24 protein-coding genes and 2 pseudogenes are annotated in these 23,102 nt (G+C 66.0%); 14 read left to right on the plus strand and 12 right to left on the minus strand.

The features are described from left to right. Positions 1 to 25 precede the first annotated feature (25 nt). The 4 genes and pseudogenes from MKAN_RS19035 to MKAN_RS32130 all read left to right on the plus strand — a co-directional run. Entirely contained in the window at positions 26 to 1,228 is a 1,203-nt protein-coding gene (locus MKAN_RS19035; RefSeq protein ID WP_023371036.1) for an FAD-dependent oxidoreductase, read from the plus strand. Next, positions 1,225 to 1,818 (plus strand): DUF4389 domain-containing protein, encoded by a 594-nt coding sequence (locus MKAN_RS19040; protein WP_023371038.1) that lies wholly within the window; start codon positions 1,225 to 1,227, stop codon positions 1,816 to 1,818. Before MKAN_RS19035 ends, MKAN_RS19040 begins: the two co-directional genes overlap by 4 nt. Before the next feature lie 41 nt (positions 1,819 to 1,859). Further along, a complete protein-coding gene (locus tag MKAN_RS19045) occupies positions 1,860 to 2,441 on the plus strand; it encodes a class I SAM-dependent methyltransferase (protein ID WP_023371040.1) in 582 nt (193 codons plus the stop codon). Between the two features lie 121 nt (positions 2,442 to 2,562). Then, a pseudogene (locus MKAN_RS32130) lies at positions 2,563 to 3,073 on the plus strand (PPE family protein); the annotation flags it as partial. 363 nt (positions 3,074 to 3,436) lie between these two features. Here the strand turns inward: MKAN_RS32130 and MKAN_RS19055 are convergent. Continuing rightward, a complete protein-coding gene (locus MKAN_RS19055) occupies positions 3,437 to 5,956 on the minus strand; it encodes an ABC transporter permease (protein WP_023371044.1) in 2,520 nt (839 codons plus the stop codon). Next, complete coding sequence (locus tag MKAN_RS19060) at positions 5,950 to 6,645, minus strand: ABC transporter ATP-binding protein (protein WP_036444154.1); 696 nt, start codon at positions 6,643 to 6,645, stop codon at positions 5,950 to 5,952. The genes MKAN_RS19055 and MKAN_RS19060 overlap by 7 nt, the downstream gene beginning before the upstream one ends. Positions 6,646 to 6,855: 210 nt before the next feature. On the opposite strand from MKAN_RS19060, the pseudogene MKAN_RS19065 reads away from it, so the two are divergent. Further along, a pseudogene (locus MKAN_RS19065) lies at positions 6,856 to 7,305 on the plus strand (RNA polymerase sigma factor); the annotation flags it as partial. 20 nt (positions 7,306 to 7,325) lie between these two features. Beyond that, a complete protein-coding gene (locus tag MKAN_RS19070; protein WP_023371050.1) occupies positions 7,326 to 7,622 on the plus strand; it encodes a hypothetical protein in 297 nt (98 codons plus the stop codon). Between the two features lie 45 nt (positions 7,623 to 7,667). Here MKAN_RS19070 and MKAN_RS19075 read toward each other — a convergent pair whose 3' ends face one another. From MKAN_RS19075 to MKAN_RS19095, 5 genes are all read right to left on the minus strand, one after another. Continuing rightward, complete coding sequence (locus MKAN_RS19075) at positions 7,668 to 8,759, minus strand: acyltransferase family protein (protein ID WP_023371052.1); 1,092 nt, start codon at positions 8,757 to 8,759, stop codon at positions 7,668 to 7,670. Between the two features lie 191 nt (positions 8,760 to 8,950). Then, positions 8,951 to 9,448: a lipoprotein LpqH gene (locus MKAN_RS19080; RefSeq protein WP_023371054.1), complete on the minus strand. Its 498-nt coding sequence runs from the start codon at positions 9,446 to 9,448 to the stop codon at positions 8,951 to 8,953. A gap of 92 nt (positions 9,449 to 9,540) precedes the next feature. Then, positions 9,541 to 10,149: a dTDP-4-dehydrorhamnose 3,5-epimerase gene (rfbC, locus tag MKAN_RS19085; protein ID WP_023371056.1), complete on the minus strand. Its 609-nt coding sequence runs from the start codon at positions 10,147 to 10,149 to the stop codon at positions 9,541 to 9,543. Position 10,150: 1 nt separating this feature from the next. Continuing rightward, positions 10,151 to 11,146, minus strand: a complete 996-nt coding sequence (gene rfbB, locus MKAN_RS19090) for a dTDP-glucose 4,6-dehydratase (protein WP_023371058.1) — start codon at positions 11,144 to 11,146, stop codon at positions 10,151 to 10,153. Between the two features lie 176 nt (positions 11,147 to 11,322). Continuing rightward, positions 11,323 to 12,195 (minus strand): LLM class F420-dependent oxidoreductase, encoded by an 873-nt coding sequence (locus tag MKAN_RS19095; protein WP_023371060.1) that lies wholly within the window; start codon positions 12,193 to 12,195, stop codon positions 11,323 to 11,325. 295 nt (positions 12,196 to 12,490) lie between these two features. On the opposite strand from MKAN_RS19095, the gene infA reads away from it, so the two are divergent. The 8 genes from infA to truA all read left to right on the plus strand — a co-directional run bounded on the left by infA (position 12,491) and on the right by truA (position 17,196). Further along, positions 12,491 to 12,712, plus strand: a complete 222-nt coding sequence (gene infA / locus MKAN_RS19105) for a translation initiation factor IF-1 (protein WP_003418601.1) — start codon at positions 12,491 to 12,493, stop codon at positions 12,710 to 12,712. Between the two features lie 78 nt (positions 12,713 to 12,790). Then, on the plus strand, positions 12,791 to 12,904 hold the full coding sequence (gene rpmJ, locus MKAN_RS29845; protein WP_003879483.1) for a 50S ribosomal protein L36: 114 nt from the start codon (positions 12,791 to 12,793) through the stop codon (positions 12,902 to 12,904). Positions 12,905 to 13,089: 185 nt separating this feature from the next. Beyond that, positions 13,090 to 13,464, plus strand: coding sequence for a 30S ribosomal protein S13 (gene rpsM, locus MKAN_RS19110; RefSeq protein ID WP_023371064.1), 375 nt, complete (start codon positions 13,090 to 13,092; stop codon positions 13,462 to 13,464). A gap of 3 nt (positions 13,465 to 13,467) precedes the next feature. Further along, positions 13,468 to 13,896: a 30S ribosomal protein S11 gene (gene rpsK / locus MKAN_RS19115; RefSeq protein ID WP_023371066.1), complete on the plus strand. Its 429-nt coding sequence runs from the start codon at positions 13,468 to 13,470 to the stop codon at positions 13,894 to 13,896. A gap of 9 nt (positions 13,897 to 13,905) precedes the next feature. After that, positions 13,906 to 14,511 (plus strand): 30S ribosomal protein S4, encoded by a 606-nt coding sequence (gene rpsD, locus MKAN_RS19120; RefSeq protein WP_023371068.1) that lies wholly within the window; start codon positions 13,906 to 13,908, stop codon positions 14,509 to 14,511. Between the two features lie 89 nt (positions 14,512 to 14,600). After that, positions 14,601 to 15,644, plus strand: coding sequence for a DNA-directed RNA polymerase subunit alpha (locus MKAN_RS19125; protein ID WP_023371070.1), 1,044 nt, complete (start codon positions 14,601 to 14,603; stop codon positions 15,642 to 15,644). Between the two features lie 87 nt (positions 15,645 to 15,731). Continuing rightward, positions 15,732 to 16,358, plus strand: a complete 627-nt coding sequence (rplQ, locus tag MKAN_RS19130) for a 50S ribosomal protein L17 (RefSeq protein ID WP_023371072.1) — start codon at positions 15,732 to 15,734, stop codon at positions 16,356 to 16,358. Then, positions 16,354 to 17,196 (plus strand): tRNA pseudouridine(38-40) synthase TruA, encoded by an 843-nt coding sequence (truA, locus tag MKAN_RS19135; protein WP_080674257.1) that lies wholly within the window; start codon positions 16,354 to 16,356, stop codon positions 17,194 to 17,196. The genes rplQ and truA overlap by 5 nt, the downstream gene beginning before the upstream one ends. On the opposite strand, the gene MKAN_RS19140 is transcribed toward truA, so the two are convergent. The 5 genes from MKAN_RS19140 to MKAN_RS19160 all read right to left on the minus strand — a co-directional run bounded on the left by MKAN_RS19140 (position 17,193) and on the right by MKAN_RS19160 (position 23,089). Then, positions 17,193 to 18,335 (minus strand): PPE family protein, encoded by a 1,143-nt coding sequence (locus MKAN_RS19140; RefSeq protein WP_023371076.1) that lies wholly within the window; start codon positions 18,333 to 18,335, stop codon positions 17,193 to 17,195. The genes truA and MKAN_RS19140 overlap by 4 nt on opposite strands. Before the next feature lie 79 nt (positions 18,336 to 18,414). Beyond that, positions 18,415 to 19,476 carry a PPE family protein gene (locus MKAN_RS19145; RefSeq protein WP_036391539.1) on the minus strand — a complete coding sequence of 354 codons (1,062 nt, stop codon included), beginning with the start codon at positions 19,474 to 19,476 and terminating at the stop codon, positions 18,415 to 18,417. Positions 19,477 to 19,685: 209 nt separating this feature from the next. Then, a complete protein-coding gene (locus MKAN_RS19150) occupies positions 19,686 to 21,344 on the minus strand; it encodes a purine-cytosine permease family protein (RefSeq protein ID WP_023371080.1) in 1,659 nt (552 codons plus the stop codon). Between the two features lie 262 nt (positions 21,345 to 21,606). Next, a complete protein-coding gene (locus tag MKAN_RS19155; protein WP_023371082.1) occupies positions 21,607 to 22,263 on the minus strand; it encodes a cutinase family protein in 657 nt (218 codons plus the stop codon). A gap of 40 nt (positions 22,264 to 22,303) precedes the next feature. Then, positions 22,304 to 23,089, minus strand: coding sequence for a cutinase family protein (locus tag MKAN_RS19160; protein WP_023371084.1), 786 nt, complete (start codon positions 23,087 to 23,089; stop codon positions 22,304 to 22,306). Positions 23,090 to 23,102: the final 13 nt, after the last annotated feature.

The following is a 23,102-nucleotide window of genomic DNA, read 5'->3' on the forward strand; positions in this document are numbered from 1 at the left end:
GACACACCGGGGCGAAGGCGGATCGGTGACGCTTCGCATTGTCGTCGTCGGCGCCGGTGTCGGCGGACTGTCCATTGCGCGGGGGCTCCTGCGCGACGGGCATGACGTAACCGTGTTCGAACGGCGGCCCGACGCGCAGCCGGGTGGCGGTGCCGTCACCATCTGGTCCAACGGCGCTACGGTGCTGCGGCAGCTGGGCATCGACATGGACGGCGCCGGCCAATTGCTTTCCGCCGTACGGGTGCTCACGTCCACGGGTCACCGGCTCGCGACGCTGGACGTGGCCGCGATGGCGCGGCGGCTGGGCGCCCCGGTGCGGATGGTCCCACGCCGTACCCTGGTTGAGCGGCTACTGAAAGGCTTTCCGGCCGAACGCATCTGCTATAACGCCTGCGTGGTCGAAGTGGTCGGTGGCGGCACTGGCGACGATGGCGCGCGGGTCGAATTCCACGACGGCAGCTCGGTCGAAGCGGATCTGCTGATCGGCGCTGACGGCCTGCACTCGACGGTGAGAGACATCGTCGTCGGCGCCCGGCACGCGACGCCGACCGGTTGGTGTAGCTGGCAGGGTCTGGTCGCACTGCCGGACCTCGCCGACACGCAGGTCGCGCAGGTCGTCATCGGCGACCGCGGAAACACCGGCCTGTGGCCCGCCGGCGGCTGCGATGTGCAGTGGTGGTTCGACCTGCCGTGGTCGTACGACTTCGTCAGGCCGCAACGTCCGATCGACCTGATCCGCGCCACGTTCGCCGGATGGTCCGGTTCGGTCGATCGAGTACTGGCGACGTTGACCGATGACGATCTGCTCCATTCGCCGTACCCGCACTTCCGCCATCCCATTCCGCCTCCGGGCCGTGGCGCGGTGACATTGCTCGGCGACGCCGCACACGCGATGCCGCCCACCCTCGCACAGGGTGCCAATCAGGCGCTGCTCGACACGATGGTGTTGCGCAAAGCGCTGTGGGACCTCGACCGCGGCGATGTGGCGGGAGCGCTGCGCTGGTACGAGAAGACCAGGCGCCGCAAGGTCATGGCGGTGTCGAGGGTGGCGTCGCTACCGGTGTCGCATCGTGAATCGGTGCTCAGGCCGGCGGCGATGCTCTCCGACCGGCTCCATACCTGGTTACTGACAACGTTTTTGAGTAGGACAAGTCATCGCCGGATGTCCACGCAGATCACCAAGGACCTCGACACCGCGCCGGCCGCCGCGTCGTGTGAAGCGCGATGAACGCCGACGACCCGGTACTGGTACGAGGCGCGATCGATGCGCCCTCGCGCTGGCTGTGGCTGTTCAAATGGTGCGTACTGGCCGTCCCGCACTACCCGGTCTTGATATTGCTGTACGTGGTGTATCCGGTGCTGACCGTCGTGGCCGGCGTCGCGATCCTCTTCACCGGACGGTATCCGCGCCCCATCTTCGACTTCAACGTCGGGGTGCTGCGCTGGTCCTGGCGGGTCATGAATTACCGCTTTCCGATGAACAGCACCGACAGGTACCCGCCCTTCACGCTCGCGCCTCGGCCCGGGTACCCGGGTGATCTCGAGGTGAGTTATCCGCAGCGGCTGGGGAAAACGCGGGTGCTGGTCAAGTGGTGGCTGTTGGGACTCCCGCAGATACTGCTGTGCTGGGCGATGGAGCCGCTGCTGCAGGCGCTGTGCGTGGTTTCGGCGGTGTGGTTGTTGTGCACCGGGGTAACCCATCGGGGCATGTTCGACCTGCTGATGGGCATCGTCCGGTGGCGATACCGAGTGGCGGTGTACGTTTCGTTGATGCGAGACGAGTATCCGCCGTTCCGACTCGACCAAGGTGGTAGCTGACGCGCGGTAATTCGTTGTTTCCGTACGTGTATCGATTCGGTATGCCGCTCTTCGACCGGACGTTCTACAACCGGTATCGGCGAGCGGCGATGAGTCACGCGGCCGGGCGATTGCTGATGGTCGGTGTCGGTCCCGGAACCGATTTGAAGTTCATTCCGCCCGCGGTGACATCGGTCGCCGCCGTCGAGCCGGTGGCGACCTTCAGGCGGATGGCATCCGCGCTGGCGCGCCGCCACGGCATCGCCGTCGATATCGTCGACGGGGCCGGTGAGTCAATTCCCTTCCCGGACGACAGTTTCGACTCGGTACACATCGGCTTGGTGCTGTGCTCGGTCGACGACGTGGCCGCCACCCTCGCCGAGATCCGGCGGGTGCTGGTACCGGCGGGCAAGTTGGTGGTGCTCGAGCACGTCCGCGGTGCAGGCACGATGGGCCGGTTTCAGGACCTGATCGCCCGGCCCTGGTCGCGGCTGGCGTCCGGCTGCGAACCGAACCGCCGAACGATCGACGCCATTGCCGCGGCCGGATTCGACACCAGCGGACTGCGCAGCATTCCGCGGACCCTGGTGCCGCCGCCCTGCACACCTCATCTGCAAGGATTTGCCACCCTGGTCGACGAATAATGCCGCAAATTTATTGTCGCATCTTGAGCATTTCGCTTGACAGGGTATAAAATCAAGTCCTAATTTCTCGGCGCGGGGGTAGTCGCCGGAATACCCAGCGACAAAAAAGGGGTTGGTGATCATGAATTTCTCCGTGTTACCGCCGGAGGTCAATTCGGCGCGGCTCTTTTCGGGTGCCGGTTCGGCCCCAATGGTGGCAGCCGCCGCGGCCTGGAATGGATTGGCAGACGAATTGGCCGGTGCGGCGGCGTCGTTTTCCTCGGTGACGTCGGAGCTGCTTTGCCAGGCGTGGCAGGGTCCGGCGTCCGCGGCGATGGCGTCAGCGGCGGCGCCCTATACGGAGATGCTGAGCGCAGCGGCGGGCCGGGCGACGGGAGCGGCCGTGCAGGCGCAGGCGGTGGCCGACGCGTTCGAGGGTGCGCGGGCGGCGACGATCCATCCGCTGGCCGTCGCGGCCAACCGGAACGGGTTGGTGCAGTTGATTTTGTCGAATTTCTTCGGGCAGAACGCTCCGTCGATCGCAGCCGTCGAGTCCGAGTACGAGGAGATGTGGGCTCAGGATGTGGCGGCGATGGCGGGCTATCATGCCGGTGCATCGGCGGCGGCAGCGCAGCTGGACCCGTGGCTGCAATCGCTGCACGACCTGGCAAGCCGGCTCGCCGCGGCGCTGGGTCTCAGCCCGGTCACCAATCCCGTGGCCGGCGACCCCGATTTCATGAGTCAAACCACCAATTTCGGCTTGTTCACCAGCACGGCTCTTGCTGACCCTGACGACAATAATTTCGTCGGACTTGTTATTTCGAGTCCGCTCTTCACTAATACATTGACTTCCGGGTTTGAGTCCACATTAGGCTTGGGGGCGCCCGGGCAGACGATAAACACCTTCCAAAGCCCGGTATTGCCGTTCTTGAACAGCTCGCTAGCCCTTCCTGTCACGGATCCCTTGGCGCCTTTGTTTACCGCGCTTCTTCCCCTTGGTTTCTGACCATTCGAGACTATTCGAGCCCGAGGGCTTCGATGATGTTCAGTCGCGCAGCGCGCACTGCGGGTGGTGCCGAACCGAGCAGGCTGACCGCCACGGCGCCGACGGTCAACACCAGCGCCGTGGGTCCGGGCCGGAAACCGACCGCGAAATTCATGGCGTCCGCGCTGACGAGGCTATACAGCCACTGGTCGGTCAGGCCCAGCGCAAGTCCCGCCGCTCCACCGACAACACCGATGCCCGCCGCCTCGGCCAACACCATCTGCACCGTGAACCGCCGACTGCAGCCCGTTGCCCGCAGCACCCCGATCTCCCGGCGCCGTTCCAACACCGACAGTGTCAACGTGTTGAGCAGCGCCACCGTGGCCACGAAGACCACAATGATCCAGACGGCGTCGGCTATGAACATACTCTGATGCAGCGGGGCTTCGGCGCCCGTTAATGCCGCGCGACCGTCGTACACGTAGTCGGGTGGCGGCACCGCGCGTCGCACGTTGTCGGACAAGCGATGTCGATCAACGCCCGGAGCCGCGGTGATCTGCAGTGTGGTCGCCGCCGGGCGGTCGAACCAGGACCGCATCTGATCGAGGCTCATCCCCACCGTGCCGATGACGGTGGAGAAATACGGCACCAGCGCCAACACGGTTGGCCGTTGCCGTCCGTGCGGGGTGTCCAACGGCAGCTGGTCTCCGACCCGCACCCGCAGCGCCGCACCCAGATCCCGGGTAAGCACCACGCCCCGCCCGGCCAGCACCTCCTCGCGCACCCGATCATCCAGCGCGCGGTAGAGCGAATCGGCGGTTCCGGGGGAGAACCCGTCGAGCAGCACCCGGGTACCGCCCACCACGGCAAACGCCGCCGCTCCCTCGATAACACGGGCGACACCGGGCACTGCGGCCAGCTGTTCGGAAAGGCCTTGCGGCAGTGGGCCGGTGGGGTATCTGCCCGGTGGGTCTGCGCTCACCCACACGTCGACCCCGGCCACCGGAGCGAAGATTTCCCGCGCGGAGGAGATCATGTCGGAGTTGGTGCCGCTGATCACCACCGTGGTGACGACCGCGATCAACACGGTCATGACGGTTGCCCAGACGCGCCGCGGCGCTCGTTGGATGGTCGCTGCCGCGAGTGCGCCCACCGGTCCGAACCTTCGCGCTGTCGCGGCGACGGCGCCGACGACGGGCGCCGTGAGCGCAAACCCCAGCGCGATCTCGGCGCCGAACAAGGCAAGCATCGCGGCCAAGGCGTACCTGACTCGGTGGTCGACCACGACCAGGGTGGACGCCGCGAATATCGTCACGGCTGCGGCCCCGGTCGTGACTCGCAGCCAGCGCGGCACGACATCTGCCGACGAGCCCCCGACCGGCGCCAAAGCCTCGATCGGCGAGACCCGGTACACCTGCCGGGCGGCCATCGCGGACGCGGCCACGCTGGTGAGCATCGTCGTCGCCAGGGCGACCGGTAGCGCATAGCCGGGCAGCAAGTACTCGACGCGAGCCTCCAGCCCCTGGGTCATTGCCGGCGGAAGCCGGCCAATCGCCATGCGGCCCAGGATTATTCCGCTGCACGACCCGATAGCTCCGCCGATCAGCCCGAGAAGCGCGGCCTCGGCGAGTAGGTCGCCGACTATGGTGACGCGCCGGCCGCCGATCGCACGCAGCAGCGAGATGACCGGCCGCCGCTGGGCAATCGTCATGGTCATCGTGGTGTAGATCAGGAATGCGCCGACCAGCAAGGCAACTCCCGCGCCCATCAGGGCCATGTAGTTCATCAGCTTCACACCGTCGCCGGCCCGAGTCGCCCGCATGTTCGGGTACGCCACAATGGCGCGGCCGTTCACCGCGGCGATCACGCCGGCGCGCACCGCGGCCAGATCGGCACCCGGTTGGGTCGTGATCAGTATCGAGTCCAGCCGGCCTTGACGCCCGGTAACGCGCTGCGCCAAGGCAAGTGGCGCCAGGACATAACGGCCGCCGTTGAGCTCGGCGAGTCGCCGGCCTCCGAGCACCTCGACGACGGTGACCGAGGCCGAGCCCAGCCGGAACGTGTCGCCTTTCGGGTAGCCGGTACCGGGCCCGACCTGAACTCCGGCAGGAGTCGTCGACGGCGCGTTCAAGGGTTGTGCCCCAATATTTTTGAGCGCGTCTTTCAGGGCGCCGCTCAGCTCGGCGCTGCGTCCGTCGGCGCCGAAGAGCAGTACCGGCCCCGAAGGAGTGGACGCCGACATCCGGATCATCGGCGCCGCAGTGCCGACACCGGGGACCGCCGCGACGTCGGCCGCGATCGTGTCGGGAAAACCGGCGTCGGTAACGCCCGAGACCTCCAGCGCGGCGAGGCCGGCGACCCCGTCGGCCAATCGGTTGACCGAGCCGGTGATCGATCCGAAGATGCCGAATACCGCGACCAGATACATCGCCGCCACCGCCATGACGGCGATCGAGGCGCTGGTGCGACGGCGATGCACGGCAAGCTCGCGCAGGTTGAACAGTCGAAGCCGGCTCGCCGCAGCCGGCAATGTCGAGCCCGGTTTCACCATGGCGCGACCGCTGCGTCGCGGCAGACCCGGCCGTCGTGCAGGGTGATCACCCGATCGGTGATCGCCGCGGCATCCGAATTGTGGGTCACCATCACCACCAGGCGACCCCGGCCCGGTTCGTGCGCCACCTCGGCCAGCAGCGTCAAAATCGAAGCGCCCGTAGTGGAGTCGAGGTTCCCGGTCGGCTCGTCGGCAAGAATCAGGGGCGGGTCCATCATCAATGCCCGCGCCACCGCAACCCGCTGCATCTGGCCCCCGGACAGTTCCGACGGCCGGTGCTCGGCGCGGTTACCCAGCCCCACCCGGTCCAACAGGCAAACCGCTTCGGCTTTGGCCCTACCCAGTCGGACACCGTCGAGCAGCTTGGGCACCGCCACGTTCTCCCACGCCGACAACGTCGGCAACAGGTTGAAGAACTGAAACACAAACCCCACACAACGATGCCGGAATTGCGACTGCTGCTCATCGCGAAGGCGGCCGATCTCCTCCTCGTCGAAGATGATCGATCCGGAGTCGGGGCAGTCCAACGCTCCCAGCAGATGCAGCAACGTGCTCTTGCCCGCGCCCGACGGCCCGACGACCGACACGAACCGCCCGCCTGCCAAGGCCAGGCTGATGTGGTCGAGTGCGCGCACGGTTTGGCCCCCGACCCGGTACTGGCGGGACACATCACGAAGTTCGATGGTCAGCTCCCGGGCGGGCGGTTCGGCGGCACCGAGTGCTGCCGCTCCGGTCCGCGGCGGGACCGAACCACGCTGCGCGCGACGGCCGCTATCCATATGCGTTACCACGAGGCCGGCCGCGAATCGGTTCGATCCTGGCGGCCTCGAATGTCGCGTTTGGTCGTCCCCTTGTCGGCGGGTGTAACCCGGGCTGATATTGGTCGGTGAAGGAGGGACGTGACGGCACAGTATGAGCCCGTCAAGCCGCGGCCGCTGCGCGCGGTGCCCGACGACGGCTACCCCCACTGGGAAGCCGTGTGCCAGGACAACGTGGGCTGGGTGTATCGGACGCTGTTCGGCCGGGTCGGCAACCGGGCCGACGCCGAGGACCTCACCGCCGAGGTCTTCCTCGCCGCGCTGCGACCGCTGCGTCTCACCGCGAGCGTGGCGGAGGTGCGCGCGTACCTGCGTGTTACCGCCCGCACGGTTCTGGCCGCGCACTGGCGTGAGACGTTGGGTCGAGAGATAACGTCGATCGAGGACATCGAGCAACCACCCGATAGCGAGGAAGCGATCAGCGCCGCGCCGCAACGTGTCGCCCGGGTGCTCGAGAGCTTGCCGGACCGCTATCGCCGAATCCTGGAATTGCGTTTTCTGCAAGGTAATTCGATCAAGCAGTCGGTGTCCATGGATACCAACACATCCCGGTGATCGGCGCCGCCTTTCTCGTCGGGGCCAGTGTCGCGTTCGCGGTGGCGGCGTTGATTCTGTTAGGCGGTCCGGGGTGGTTGTGCTGGGTAGCGGCCGCGGTGGCGGGCGGCTCGTTGACCGCTTTCGCCCTGTCGCGCACCGTCGGGATTTTCGGCTTTTCGGAACGTGGCTGGGATCCCGCACCGCACGCGGGGTTCAGTGCCGGTGCCGAACTGGTGACGGTGGCGCTGTGGGTTGCCGTCGTCGCCGCCGGCCGAAGGTCGGCTTTCGCCTGTGAGCCGCCCGGAAGCTAACGGCTTGCGGTTAATTCACATCCGGCACACGCGCCGACATCAGCGTTACGGCAGCGCGGCCTGGGCATCAGCGCGATACTGCAGCCGGCTGCGATCAGCGGACTTCCCCTTCAGGAAGCGGGTCTTGCAGCCCAGCGCGGGCTTTTCCACCAGGAACCAGCTCAGCGCGGCGATCGGGAGCGTGGCCAGCGTCGCAATGCCCCACAGCGCAAATGGGTTCGTGCTGTCCAGCCCGCCGATGACCAGCAACCGCTGAATCGGGAACGCGAAAATGTACACGCCATATGACAGATCCGTACGCAAGGAAAAGCGTCTGTTGCTGATCAGCGCACCCGAAACGATGATGGCGTAGGCAAGCGGAACCGCGGCGATCACCCGATAGTTGGGCAGCAGCCCGCAGGCGAGGACGACGACCACACTCACCGCGACCAGCGACCACCGTGCGGGTAGCACGTTTCGGCATTGGTAGATCAGCGCGCCGGCGAAAAACATGACGGCAAAGCGTGCGGCATTCTGTTCGGGCGTCGGGGCTTCCCAGGTCGTCGGCGGCACCACCGCCGACCACAGCACTGCCAGTGCCGTCGCCGCGGGCAGCAGCCACACCCGACCGAGGAGGCCGGTGACGCCGAGGACCACCACGGCCAAGTAGCACAGCAGTTCCCATCCGAGCGTCCACAACGAGCCGTTCCACGAACCGGGGAATGGGATCCCGCTCGGTGTTCCCCCGATGTCGGCCTTGAATACCCATACCGCACCGTTCTTGACGATGTACTCGATCGGCGCGGCCGAAAAAAGCAGTCTCGCGGCCGGGCCACCCTGAATCGCCACCCCGAGGGGTGCAATGACAACGGCGGTGATGATCAAACAGATGTAGAAGGCGGGCAGGATCCGAAGACCGCGCGCGACCAGGTAGTCGCGGACCTTGGGGTTGCGTAGCCAACTCGACGTGATCAGGAATCCGGATATCGCGAAGAATCCGTCGACATGCACCGAGCTGAGAAGTTGACGGACCGCCGGGACATCCACGTCGCGGCCGGTGAGCGGAAAGGAGTGCCACAGGATCACCGCGATCGCCAGGGCGAGCCGAAATGCATTCAGCGCGTTTTTTCGCGGGTCGAATTGTTCCCCGAGTGTCATCCGTTCCAGCCTGTCGTCGCGCTTCGGGCTCGGCGCGGCAGCTCCAGACAACGACAACTGGCGGATAGCGCTGCTATCTGGAGGTTGCGCTTCGGGTAAATTTACGTCGCGGGCCAGCCGGATGTGCTGTTATTCGCCATCCTTCACCCGGCTTCGGACCGGTGACGGCATCGAGGTAGCCGATGCGCCTGTTAGGGGCAGGTGACGTCGACCTCGAACGGCTTGTGCACCTGCTGACCGGCATTGTCGACACCGCTGGCCACACCGGTGATGTGGTAGCTGTTGTCGGTCTTGGTGGCGCTGGCGTTCTCGTCGGGTACCCCCTCGGTGAAGCTCATGACCACGCCGTCGACGGTGCCCAGGCCGGCGCTGTGAACCACCGACCCGTCCGGCTCCAGGCCGACGATGATTCCCGTTGCCATGTCGCCGACGGCGATGGAAAACCTTCCGGCATTCGTCGAGCACACCACCGGGCCACTGACGTTCTGCGGCTGGCCGCCGATGATCACCCGGGTCTGTCCGGCTGCTGCCGGGGTAGTGCTCGACGCGGGCGCCGATGTCGAACTCGGGGCTGCGCTGGACGACGTGGCCGAGCTGGATGACGGTCCGGACTTGTTGTCGTTGGAGCACCCCGCCACGCCCGCGACGATGGTCGCCGCCCCGACGGCGATCCACAATTCACGCTTCACCAAAGTTCTCCTTCGGATAGGTCTGCACCCGCGATACCGGCAGATCTTCTGAAGCAGTATGTATGGCGGCGCAGCCGGCGTACAGATGCGAATTACTCGCCGCGCAGGGCGTCCACAAATTTCCGGGTCGCTGCCCAGGTCGGCAGGACACCCGAAGCGCGCACCTCCTGCAGACTGGGAGCGGCGGCGTCGCGGTCCGACAGGCTCGCCGCCACACCGTCGACCAACGGCCAGTCGATGGCCAGCGTTGGATCTGTTGCGCAGATCGTGTGCTCGCGCTGCGGGTTGTACTCGGCCGAACACAGATACATCACGGTCGAATTATCTTGCAGCGCAAGGAAACCGTGCGCCAATCCTTCGGAGATGTAAACCGACCGGCGGTCCACGTCATCGAGCACCACCGCGTCCCACCGCCCGAATGTCGGTGAACCCAAACGGATATCGACGACCACATCGAACACCGAGCCGGACACGCAGGTCACATACTTGGCCTGGCTCGGCGGCAGCTCGGCGAAATGCAGGCCGCGCAGGACGCCCGCTGCCGATACCGAGCAATTGGCTTGCCGGACGTCCAGACGATGGCCGGCGAAGGCGCTGAAGCCGCGCTCGGTAAGCCATTCGAAGAACAGTCCGCGCGAATCGCCGTGGATGGTAGGAGTGATCTCCCAGGCGCCGGGGATGTCGAGTTCGCGTACCTTCATGTCACTGACCGCGCTGCTCGTAGCGTGCCTCCGCGGCGTCTTTCAGCGGTCGCCACCACGCTTCGTTGTCGCGATACCAGTCGATGGTGGCGCGCAACCCCTCTTCCAAATCGGTGTGCTTTGGCGCCCAGGCCAATTCGTCGTAGAGCGGGGATGGGTCGATGGCGTAACGCAGGTCATGACCGACTCGGTCGGTGACATGGTCGAAATCGTCGGGGTCGCGGCCCATCATCCGCAGCAGGGTGCGCAACACGGTCAGATTGTCGCGCTCGCCTTCGGCGCTGATGAGGTAGGTCCGCCCGATCTGGCCCTTTTCCAGGATCCGCCATACCGCACTGTTGTGGTCGTCGACGTGGATCCAGTCGCGGACGTTGGCGCCGCTGCCGTAGAGCTTGGGCCGCCGCCCGGTGAGCACATTGGTGATCTGGCGCGGAATGAACTTCTCGACGTGCTGATACGGCCCGTAGTTGTTGGAGCAATTGGAGATGGTGGCGCGGACGCCGTAGGACCGCACCCAGGCCCGCACCAGCATGTCACCGGCCGCCTTGGACGCCGAGTACGGACTCGACGGGTTGTACGGTGTCGACTCGGTGAACCGCTGCGGGTCATCGAGCGGCAAGTCACCGTAGACCTCGTCGGTGGAAATGTGGTGCAGCCGCACGCCGTAGCGCCGGACCGCCTCCAAGATCGTGTACGTCCCGATCACGTTGGTGTGCAGGAACGGTTCGGGGTCATCCAGCGCGTTGTCGACGTGGGTTTCGGCGGCAAAATGCACGACCGCATCCGACTGGTCCACCAGCCGGGAAACCAGGCCGGTGTCGGTGATATCGCCTTCGACCAGTGTGATCGCATCCGCGACGTCGGCCAGCGAATCACGCCGGCCCGCGTAAGTAAACGCATCGAGGACCGTGACCTGAACCTCGTGACGTTCGCGCACGGTGCTGTGCACGAAGTTGGCGCCGATGAAGCCCGCTCCACCGGTAACTAGCAGCCGCATGGCCAAACCCTAACGGGTCCCGGCGGCCCGGCCAGTTCGGTCGGTGCCGGCGATAACGTCTCGTCAACGTCTCGTCGGTCTGCCGGCCGCAGTGTTGGTGGTGGCGTCGGCCCGTGGCATGGCCGGACACCGAACCGGCCCGGGCCGGGCCTGACGGAAACTGCCTCGACCCCGTTTCAGGACCGGGTGAGCCCGAGTGGACCGGCCAATTCGGCGAGCGCCGGGACCAGGTTCTCCGCCTGTGTCAGGACCTGCACGGGGACATGGTCGGCGCCGGCATCGAGGTGCTGCTTTAGCCGTGCCGCGATGGCCTCGGGGGTGCCGTAGGCGACCACGGCGTCGACCAGGCGGTCGCTGCCGGGCCGGGTGACGTCGTCGTCGCTGAAGCCCAGCCGCTTCCAGTTGTTGCGGTAATTGGCGAGGTTGAAATAGACGCCCAGGGCCTTGCGGCCCACCGAGCGGGCCTGTTCGGGGTCTGTGGTCAGCACCACCTTGTGTTCGGGCGCCAGGAACGCCGAGGGGCCGATCAGTTCGCGGGCCTGCGCGGTGTGCTCGGGGGTGGTCAGGTAGGGGTGGGCCCCGGCGCTGCGTTCGGCCGACAGCTTGAGCACCCGGGGACCCAGGGCCGCCACCACGCGTCGGTCGGCCGGCACGCCGTACTCGTCCAGCTGGTCCAGGTACTGCACCAGGGCGGCCAGCGCGTTCTGGGGGTTGCGGTACTCGGCCGTCGCCTCGGAGTGGCCGACACCGATACCGAGCAGGAAACGGCCCGGGTAGGCCCGTTCGATCCGGTGGAACGACTCGGCGACCGGCTTGGCGGGCGCTGACCAGATGTTGACGATGCCGGTGGCCACCTGCAGGGTGGTCGTCGCCTCGAGAATCGGTTCCACCCAAACCAGCTCTGCGGGCGGCGAGCCGCCCACCCAGACGGCCCCGTAGCCCAGGGCTTCGATTTCTTTGGCTTGCTGGGGGGTTACGCCCCAACCGAAGGATCCGAACCGGCCGAGGTCCGGCTTGCCGGCGGCAGAACTGGAATCAGAATTGGTCACGGTTGGTCCAACCCGCCGGTCCGGGCACGCTATTCCGGTTGGTTCCGGTTGGTTCCGGTTGGTTCCGGTTGGTTCCTGTTGGTTCCGGTTGGTTCCGGTCGGGTTTTGCGTCGGACGCGGCGATGCGGGTATTGTGGACCAACGGTGCGGCGTCCGTGCCGGCTTCTGGTGTGCCCAGTCCCGAAATTTCTCGGAGTGCTTCGCGGAATTTCCACCACCGGCTCACGTTTGTAGTCCGGGCGGGTGCTGCGCCGAACCCGGTGCACTGACAAGAAGTGAGGATCGCCAGAACGCAATGGCCAAGAAGGACGGCGCCATCGAGGTCGAGGGTCGCGTGGTCGAGCCCTTGCCCAATGCCATGTTTCGCATTGAGCTGGAAAACGGCCACAAGGTGCTCGCCCACATCAGCGGCAAGATGCGGCAGCACTACATCCGCATCCTGCCCGAGGACCGCGTGGTGGTGGAGTTGTCTCCCTACGACCTGTCCCGGGGCCGCATCGTGTACCGGTACAAGTAGCCTGCGCCGGCATTGAGACCCCGGCATTGAGACCCCGGCATTGAGAACAAAGCCCCAGAGAACAGGACCGAGACTGCCGTGAAGGTGAACCCGAGCGTCAAGCCGATCTGTGACAAGTGCAGGGTGATCCGTCGACACGGGCGGGTCATGGTGATCTGCTCCGATCCGCGCCACAAGCAGCGGCAGGGTTAGTCAAGGCTTCCGCCGGCCCGGCCGAGCGCACCAGACAACTGAATGCAGACCTCCCAGCACCAATGAGCGGCTGGCATCTATAGAGATGGGCCAGCTCATCCACGCCCGGACGGAGGCCGGGCCCCGCAAATTTGGCGGGAACGGACTGGGACCACACCTCCGCCGAGAAAGAGGAAACGCCACCTATGGCTCGATTAGTCGGCGTCGACCTGCCGCGCGACAAGCGGATGGAGGTCGCCCTGACCTACATCTACGGCATCGGCCGCACCCGATCCAACGAAATTCTGGCCGCCACCGGCATCGACCGGGACCTGCGTACCAGGGATCTCACCGACGACCAGCTCACCCATCTGCGTGACTACATCGAAGCGAACCTGAAGATCGAGGGTGACCTGCGCCGCGAGGTGCAGGCCGACATTCGCCGCAAGATCGAAATCGGCTGCTACCAGGGTCTGCGGCACCGCCGTGGGCTGCCGGTGCGTGGCCAGCGGACCAAGACGAACGCGCGGACCCGTAAAGGTCCCAAGCGCACCATCGCAGGCAAGAAGAAGGCCAGGTAACCGATGCCACCCGCCAAGAAAACAGCTAGCGGCGCCGCCAAAAAGGGTCAAAAGGGACAGAAGACCCGGAGGCGGGAAAAGAAGAACGTCCCGCACGGCGCCGCCCACATCAAGAGCACCTTCAACAACACGATCGTGACGATCACCGATCCCCAGGGCAATGTCATCGCCTGGGCGTCGTCGGGTCATGTCGGGTTCAAGGGTTCTCGGAAGTCGACGCCGTTCGCCGCGCAGCTGGCCGCGGAGAACGCCGCACGCAAGGCGCAGGAGCACGGCGTCCGCAAGGTAGACGTGTTCGTCAAGGGGCCGGGCTCGGGTCGTGAGACCGCGATCCGCTCGCTGCAGGCCGCCGGCCTGGAGGTCGGCGCGATTTCCGATGTCACCCCCCAGCCGCACAACGGCGTCCGCCCACCCAAGCGCAGAAGGGTCTAGCAGACAACCATGGCTCGTTACACCGGACCCGTCACTCGTAAATCGCGCCGGCTGCGCACCGACCTCGTCGGCGGCGACCAGGCCTTCGAAAAGCGTCCCTATCCGCCCGGCCAGCACGGCCGCGCCCGGATCAAGGAAAGCGAATATCTGCTGCAGCTGCAGGAGAAGCAGAAAGCCCGCTTCACCTACGGCGTAATGGAAAAGCAGTTCCGCCGCTACTACGAAGAGGCGGTGCGGCAGCCCGGCAAGACCGGTGAGGAACTGCTGCGAATCCTGGAGAGCCGGCTGGACAACGTGGTCTACCGCGCCGGCCTGGCGCGCACCCGCCGGATGGCCCGCCAGCTGGTCAGCCATGGGCACTTCAGCGTCAACGGCGTGCACGTCAACGTCCCCAGCTACCGGGTGTCGCAGTACGACATCATCGACGTGCGGGACACCTCTCTGAACACCGTGCCGTTCCAGATCGCCCGGGAGACCGCGGGTGACCGGCCGATCCCGAGCTGGCTGCAGGTGGTGGGGGAGCGGCAACGCATCCTGATCCACCAACTGCCCGAACGCGCCCAGATCGACGTCCCCCTCACCGAGCAGCTGATTGTCGAGTTCTACTCGAAGTAACCGCAAGTCGTCTGCTGCGGCAGCCGCCGCAACGGAGCACCCCCAAAGACGTCATATGGCGGACGTCGAAAGGAAGAAGAAGAAACACCATGCTGATCTCTCAGCGTCCCACCTTGTCGGAGGAAGTCCTCACCGACAACCGGTCCCAGTTCACCATCGAACCGCTGGAGCCCGGATTCGGCTATACCCTTGGTAATTCGCTGCGACGCACCCTGTTGTCATCGATCCCGGGTGCGGCCGTCACCAGCATTCGCATCGACGGCGTGCTGCACGAGTTCACCACGGTGCCCGGGGTCAAGGAGGACGTCACCGACATCATCCTGAACCTCAAGAGTCTGGTCGTGTCCTCCGAGGAGGACGAGCCGGTCACCATGTACCTGCGCAAACAGGGTCCCGGTGAGGTCACCGCCGGCGACATCGTGCCCCCGGCCGGTGTCACGGTGCACAACCCCGGCATGCACATCGCCACCTTGAACGACAAGGGCAAGCTCGAAGTGGAACTCGTCGTCGAACGTGGCCGCGGCTACGTCCCGGCCGTCCAAAACCGGGCTTCTGGTGCCGAAATCGGCCGTATCCCAGTCGATTCCATCTACTCGCCGGTGCTCAAGGTCACCTACAAGGTGGAAGCCACCCGGGTCGAGCAGCGTACCGACTTCGACAAGCTGATTCTCGACGTGGAGACCAAGAGTTCGATCACTCCCCGCGACGCGTTGGCGTCGGCGGGCAAGACGCTGGTCGAGTTGTTCGGTCTGGCACGCGAGCTCAATGTCGAGGCCGAAGGCATCGAGATCGGGCCGTCGCCGGCCGAGGCCGACCACATCGCGTCGTTCGCGCTGCCGATAGATGACCTCGACCTGACTGTCCGTTCCTACAACTGCCTCAAGCGCGAGGGCGTGCACACCGTCGGTGAATTGGTCTCGCGTACCGAGTCCGACCTACTCGACATCCGAAACTTCGGTCAGAAGTCCATCGACGAAGTGAAGGTCAAGCTGCATCAGCTGGGTCTGTCGCTCAAGGACAGTCCGCCCACCTTCGACCCGTCGGAGGTCGCGGGCTACGACGTGGCCACCGGCACCTGGTCCACGGAGGGTTCCTACGACGACCAGGACTACGCAGAAACCGAACAGCTCTGAATGGCCCCGGTGACGATGCGGGCCGCTAGCGGCCCGCTGAGGAGCCGGACAATTGGACTCAGCGCGATCTAGACAGGAGCGTCAGCAATGCCCAAGCCCACCAAGGGCCCGCGCCTCGGCGGGTCGTCTTCACACCAGAAGGCGATCCTGGCCAACCTGGCCACGTCCCTGTTCGAGCACGGCCGGATCAAGACCACCGAGCCCAAGGCTCGGGCGTTGCGCCCGTACGCGGAGAAGCTGATCACCCACGCGAAGAAGGGCACGCTGCACAATCGGCGCGAGGTGCTCAAGAAGATCCGCGACAAGGATGTGGTGCACGCCTTGTTCGCCGAGATCGGGCCGTTCTTCTCCGACCGCGACGGCGGCTACACCCGCATCATCAAGGTCGAGCCGCGTAAGGGCGACAACGCTCCGATGGCCGTGATCGAGCTGGTGCGGGAAAAGACGGTGACGTCCGAGGCGGATCGGGCACGGCGGGTGAAGGCGTCGAAGCAGGCTTCTCAGGATGTAGCAGCACCAGTGGCAGCGGCGGCGGCACCGCAGGCGGCGGTCGAGCCTGAGGCCGCGGTCGGTACGACCGCCGACGAGGCTGCCGGTGAGGCCGCTGGTGACGAGGCCGGAGGGGCCGCGCCTGCCGACGAGGCGGGCGAGGCCGACGAGGCGGGCGAAGCCACCGAGGACACCGAGGACGCCGAAGGGGCCACCGAGGATTAGTGCGGACGTCCGGCTGCGGCTCGACATCGCTTACGACGGAACCGACTTCGCGGGCTGGGCGACGCAGCCGGGGCTGCGTACGGTCGCCGGCGTGCTCGATGCGGCACTGACGACGATATTTCGCACCCCGATACGGCTGCGGGCGGCCGGACGGACGGATGCGGGGGTCCATGCCAGCGGACAAGTGGCCCATGCCGATGTGCCGGTTGACGCATTGCCGAACGCCTATTCGCATTCGGTCCGCGCCGGGCATCCGGAATTCCGGCCCCTGGTGCGGCGACTGAGCCGCTTCCTGCCCTCAGACGTCCGGGTGATCGATATCGTCCGCGCCCCAAGGGATTTCGATGCCAGGTTTTCCGCGCTGTGTCGGCACTATGTCTACCGGCTGTCGACGGCGCCCTACGGAGTGGTGCCGCAGCTGGCGCGCTATGTCACCGCCTGGCCGCGGGATCTGGATGTTGAGGCGATGACAATCGCGTCGCGAGAGCTATTGGGGTTACACGATTTCGCCGCATTCTGCCGTCATCGCGACGGTGCCACCACCATCCGCGACTTGCAGCGCCTGGACTGGGCGCGTGACGGCGACCTGGTCACCGCGCATGTCACCGCCGACGCATTCTGCTGGTCCATGGTCCGGTCCCTCGTCGGAGCCGTGCTGGCCGTCGGCGAGCATCGGCGCAGCACCGCCTGGTGTCGCGAATTGCTCACTGCGACTGGCCGTTCCAGCGACTTTGCGGCCGCGCCGGCGCACGGTTTGACGCTGGTCCAGGTGGACTATCCTCCCGACGACCAGCTGGCGGCGCGGGCCTTGACCACCCGAGACCTGCGTTCGCGCTAGCCCGCCGACGGCGGGCGGGTCACCACGGTGGGGCGGAATCCGTATCGGGGACCGGCACCCGCCGACCCCCGGCTCGAACCGGCCATGGGCATGCCACCGACCACGTTTCCGGATGACCCGAGGTCCGCCGGTTCGATCACATCGCTGACGAACATCGACGTGCTGGTCGGGGTCGCCACCGGGCTCGCTCCGGCCCAGGTGGGTGGTACCGACAGTTTGCCGATGGTGCTGGCCTGGGCCAGACTCGCCGACACCGGCCCCCCTCCCACCAGTCCCGCCGCACCGGCCGCGGCCGCGGCAGCCTCCGGCGCGGCGGCCGCCGGGCCGATCAGACCCATCGTCTTCGCCGTCGACGCAAAGAAGCTGGCGATCCCGGCGCCGAAGAACGGCAACCCGGCGGTGTCATAGAGGAAGTTCGCAAACGGCGCCCACCACTCCAGGAACCGCTCGATCGGACCCGCTGTCGCTGAGACGGCAGAGGCCAAGGGTGACGCGAGGCCTTCCAGCACGCCGGGCAGCTCCGAAAGCAAGCTCGACAGGGTGCTCTGCGTGGCACCGGCCGCCGTGGCGGCGGCACTGGTGACCGCTGCGGCCTGAGTGGCCGACGCGGCGGGACTGGTGGTCTGCGGCGGCGAAATGAACGGCGTTACCGCCGACGCGGTGGCCGAGGCAGCTGCGTAGGCGTACATGGCGGCGGCGTCTTGTGCCCACATCTGGCCGTATTGAGTCTCGGTGGCAGCGATCGCTGCGGTGTTCTGGCCGACGACGTTGGCCGAGATCAGCGTCGACAATTGAGCGCGGTTGGCCGCGATCTGCGGCGGTGGCACGACGGCGGCGAACGCGGTCTCATAGGCTGCGGCCGCCAATCGTGCTTTGCCGGCGGCTTGTTCAGCCGCCGCGGCGGTGGCACGCATCCATGCCACGTATGGCGCGACCGCAGCGGCCATCGTCACAGCCGAAGGGCCCACCCATCCTTCGCTGTGCAGTGCGGTGATCACCGTCTGGTATTCATTAGCGGCCGAGGTCAGCTCGGCGGCCAATCCGCTCCACGCCGATGCGGCGGCCACCATTGGTGCCGACCCGGGCCCGGAATACAGACGAATGGAGTTGATCTCCGGTGGTAACGCTCCGAAATCCATCGTTATCAACACCTTACCTGGGTAGCTGCAATTGACATCTCTGTTCCTCCTCAATAGGGCAGTGGCTCAGTGATTTCCGCTATCCAGCGGCCGGCGGGCGGGACATCACCGTCAGGCGTATCCCGTATCGGCGCCGGGCGAAGGTTGCGCCCCGGCGGTCGTTCCCCGTCGGCGTGTTCGGGAATAGGCCCCGAGGCGCATTCGTACGGCCGACGGTGCTGACAGTGTGCGAAATCTCGGCGGCCCCGGCCTTTGCCGGGTTCAGCGACGTTGCCCAACTCGGCGGCACCGACAGCGAGCCCAACCTGTCCGCCTGGCCGAACACGGCTGAGGCCGGTCGGGCGACGGCCAGCTGCGAGGGCGTCAAAGCCGACGCCGGCGCGGCTCCGCCGGCGATCGGCATTGTGGCGGAGGCGGATTCGGGAATGAGCTGCTGGGCGAACAAAGTGACCAGCTGAACGATCCCGGCCCCGAAATAGGTCAACCCCCAGGTGTTAATCAACGCGTTCCAGTCCTGGGTCGGGATGATGGGGAACCAGGGCCGTTTCAGCGCTGAAAGGCCTTGCTGGGCTGCGGCTTTGCCGACCGACAGGCCCTGCTCGGCCAGCCCGCCCGGGCTGGTGGTGTTTGGCGGGGCAGTAAAGGGCGTTAACACCGATGCGGTTGCCGAGGAGCTAGCGTAGGCGTACATCGCGGTGGCGTCTTGGGCCCAGAACTCGGCGTATTCCGCCTCGGTGGACGCGATCAAGGGGGTGTTCTGGCCGAAGAAGTTGGTGGCGACCAGCACCATCAACCGAACTCGGTTGGCGGCGATCAACGGTGGGGGCACCGTCATGGCGAAAGCGGTTTCGTAGGCGGCGGCGGCCGCCCGGGCTTGCATGCCCGCCTGCTCGGCACGTGCCGCCGTTGCGCATAACCACGTCACGTACGGGGTGACCGCGGCCAGCATGGCGGCCGATGCCGGACCCGACCACTGCAAGCTCGTCAATTCCGCGATGACGGTGCGGTAGCCACTGGCCGCCGCGCCGATGTCTGCTGCCAACGCGTCCCAGGCTCCCGCAGCGGCGATCAGCGGGCCGGAGCCCGGACCGGTATACATGCGGCCGGAGTTGATCTCCGGCGGCAACGCGCCGAAGTCGATGAGCATTGGCACCGGTGGGACGGGCGCAACGCCGTTGGCATCGCCCCCTGACGGGTGGATCTCAAGGCCCATCGACCCTCCTGGACAGCGGTAAAGTCAGCTTGCTGCGACATCGCCGTCGTCAGGATCCGCGGGGATACCCGGTCACCACGCAATAGCAAACATATCCTGCTGCAACTATACACTATAGAAATAAGTGTAACGGTTAACTACTGCACCGACGCTCCCAGCACATGCTCGGCTCGCTTGTCGGTGGAGACGCACAGCGAGCAGACGTGGGCGGTGTGTGTATGACAGGCCAGCATGTCGGGCCGCTCGAAATCATGACGGCAGACATGACAGTTCAGTTGCTCGGCTGATGGGTTGCCGTGTTCGTCGTACATCGGCAGGTCGATGCCGTCGTGCCCGCGCCGAAGGTAGTACCTGCCGCGAGTGGCGATCGCCAGGACCGGTGGCATGACCACCGCGATAACGATTGCGACCAGCGGTGAATAGGGCCGCAGGGTCTCGCCGAGGCCGCCGAAGAACGCGACGATCGAGAGCCCGGCAGCCAACAGCAGTGAGCCGAAGCCGACTGGGTTGATGGCATACAACATGCCGCGGCGGAATTCCGGGGTCTTCGGCGACAGCCGCAGCAGGTACTTGTTGACGACGATGTCGGACGCCACGGTCACCACCCATGCCATGCCGCAGTTGGCGTAGAACCCGAGGATCGTGTTGAGGAAGTCGAACATGTTGGCTTCCATCAGGATTAACGCGATTGCGAGATTGACGGCGAGGAACACGATGCGGCCGGGGTAATGCTTGGTGACGCGAGTAAACGAATTGGTCCATGCCAGCGAGCCCGAATAGGCGTTGGTCACATTGATCTTGACCTGACTGAGGACCACCAAGATCACGGCGAGCGCCAGCGCCAGCCAGCCCGGCATGACATTGCGGTAGATCTGCATGAATTGGTGCACAGGAAGATTGGCGATCGCCGTGGCGCCGGCGATGTGGGAGATCAGATACACCGCCAGGAACAACCCGATGATTTGCTTGAGCGCACCGAAGACAACCCAGCCGGGCCCGGCCAGCAGAGTCCACGTCCACCACCGGCGGGAGTTCTCCGGCGTTCGTGGCGGCATGAAGCGCAAATAGTCGATCTGCTCGGCGATCTGGGCGATCAGCGACAGGCATACACCGGCCGCCAACAGGGCCGAGCCGACGGTGAGGCCGCCGCCACCGTCCTTGCCGGCGTAGGAGAAGAACTCGCCGATGGATTCCGGGTGGCTGACGACCAGGTAGCCGAACGGGGCGACCATCAGCAGCAGCCACAGCGGGGTGGTCCAAAGTTGTAGCTGCGACAGGACTTTCATGCCGTACATCACCAGCGGGAAGATCATCAGCGTCGAGATCGCGTATCCCAGCCACAGCGGGACATGCAGTCCCAGATTGAGACCCTGCGCCATGATCGAGCCCTCGAGCGCAAAGAAGATGAATGTGAAGGTGGCAAAGATCACGTTGGTGACCACCGAACCGTAGTAGCCGAAACCGCTACCGCGGGTGATCAGATCCAAGTCGATGTTGTAGCGCGCCGCGTAGTAGGCCAGTGGCAGCCCGGTGGTGAACACCACGACGGCGAAAATCCCTATTCCACAGAGGGCGTTCACGGTACCCCAGGTGATGCCCACATTCGCGCCGATCGCGAAGTCGGCCAGGTAGGCGATTCCGCCGAGGGCCGAGATTCCCACCACCGCTGGGGACCACCGTCGGTAGCCGCGCGGGGCGAAGCGCAGCGTGTAATCTTCGAGCGTCTCCCCGGTGGCCGTGATGTGATCGAAGTCGCTTGGCGCCGTGGGTTTGACGTCTATATCGGTGCCCGACATCAAATCTCCTCAGCGCATTCGCCGGTCAATGGCAATCAGATTCCATGGTGTGCCCACGCACTTGCCTTCGCGGAAAGTGTGCAAGTGAACTCGTGCGTCTACGCGTTCGTCGAACGTCGTTGCGGTCCGGCGTGATCCTAACCCCGGCTTTCGACTGCGTGCCAGCTGAAAGCGCTCCGGCACAGCGATGCCCAAGCGGTTGCTCAGTTGCCTCACAAGGTCGACCGGCCTGGCGGTTGCGGTCGGTGACCCGACCGCCGAGTCAGATCTTGCCTACGACGAAATTGGCTGCTTGGTTGGTCAGTCCCGGCACGTAGCCGGTGTGGGCCTTCCACTGGTTGCCATCGGAGCAGATGGGGTCGCCCTCGTTGCACAGGTTGAGGATTTTGCCCTCGAAATGCGGGCTCAGGGCGTTCATGAGCCCGCCCGCGCGGCCGGACGGGTTACCGAAGAGGGTGACCGCGGCGACGTGATCTGCCGCTTCGGCCGGTAGTGGCTGAGTGAAGCCCAAGGCGGCCAGCGGAGCGGCGGTGACGATGTCGATGACCGCCGCGCCTTGGGAGTAGCCGCCGAGCACCAGTTTGGTGTTCGGGCACGCGTTCGCCATCTGCTGCACGTGGTCGCTGGCGTCGTTGGCACCGTCCGCGGCCGCCAGGAAGTCCTTATTGGCGGGGTAATTCACCGCGTATGCCCCGATGTTCCTGCCGGTCTGCTGGCGCAGTGAGGCGAGCATGGCGTTGCCCACCCGGCCCAGCCCGGGCGGCTCGCCGGTTCCCCGGGCGAACACCACCTCGACGTCCGGGCAGGACGCGGAAGCCCTGGGTGGCAGTGGCCAGGCAAGTGACAACGCGGCCGCCGTGAGTGCGGCGGCCGCCAGGCGGGTGATGAGTCTTGCTCTGCCCGTGGGGATAAGCCGCATGACGCGATCTTACGGGCTTATTACACATGCGTTGCTGGCGTCAGTGAACCTGCACCATCGACCCGGGCGCTCCCACCACCGATCCGGGTACCCCGTCCGCCGGTCCGGGCGCCTGTGGAGCCGGTCCGGGCGCCTGCGGGACCGGGCCGGGCAACTGCAGTACCGGTGGCGTGGAGGCGGCCGCGAGCTTGGCCGCCACAAAGCTCGCCGCCTGGGTGGTGTAGGTGGGGACGTAGCCGTCGGTGTGGTCGCTCCACTCGTTGCCCGGGCCCGCATGACAGATCGGGTCGCCGGGATTGCACAGGTCGATCGCCTTGGAACCCAACAACGCACTCTGGGTCGTCAACGACCCGCCGGATCGGTCGGCCACGTTGCCGAAGACGGCGACAGCCGCGATGTTATCGGCGTATTCGGCGGGCAGCGGACTGCCGAAACTGATGCCCGCCAGTGGAACTCCCGCCACGATGTCGATCACGTCGGCGCCCTGGGAGTAACCGCCAAGGACCAGCTTGGTGCTCGGGCATGACGTGGCCATGGATTTGATGTGTGCGATGGCGTCGTTGGCGCCGTCACCGGTATGCAGTTGAAGGCGGCTCGCGGCGTAGTTCACCGCGTACACGCCGATGTTCTTGCCGGTTTGCTGGCGCAGCGAGTCGACGAACGCTTCGCCGACCCGGCCGATGCCGGGCGGTTCGCTGGTACCGCGGGCGAAGATGACCTCCGCGTCCGGGCAGTCGGTGGCGGCGGCCGACGGGATCGCGGTCGGAACGGCGGACGGGGCGAGGACCATGCCGACGGCCGCCAAAGCGCCGGCCAGCAGGCCCATGGGGTGCGTGTTC

The sequence above is a fragment of the Mycobacterium kansasii ATCC 12478 genome (genome assembly GCF_000157895.3).
GTDB lineage: Bacteria > Actinomycetota > Actinomycetes > Mycobacteriales > Mycobacteriaceae > Mycobacterium > Mycobacterium kansasii.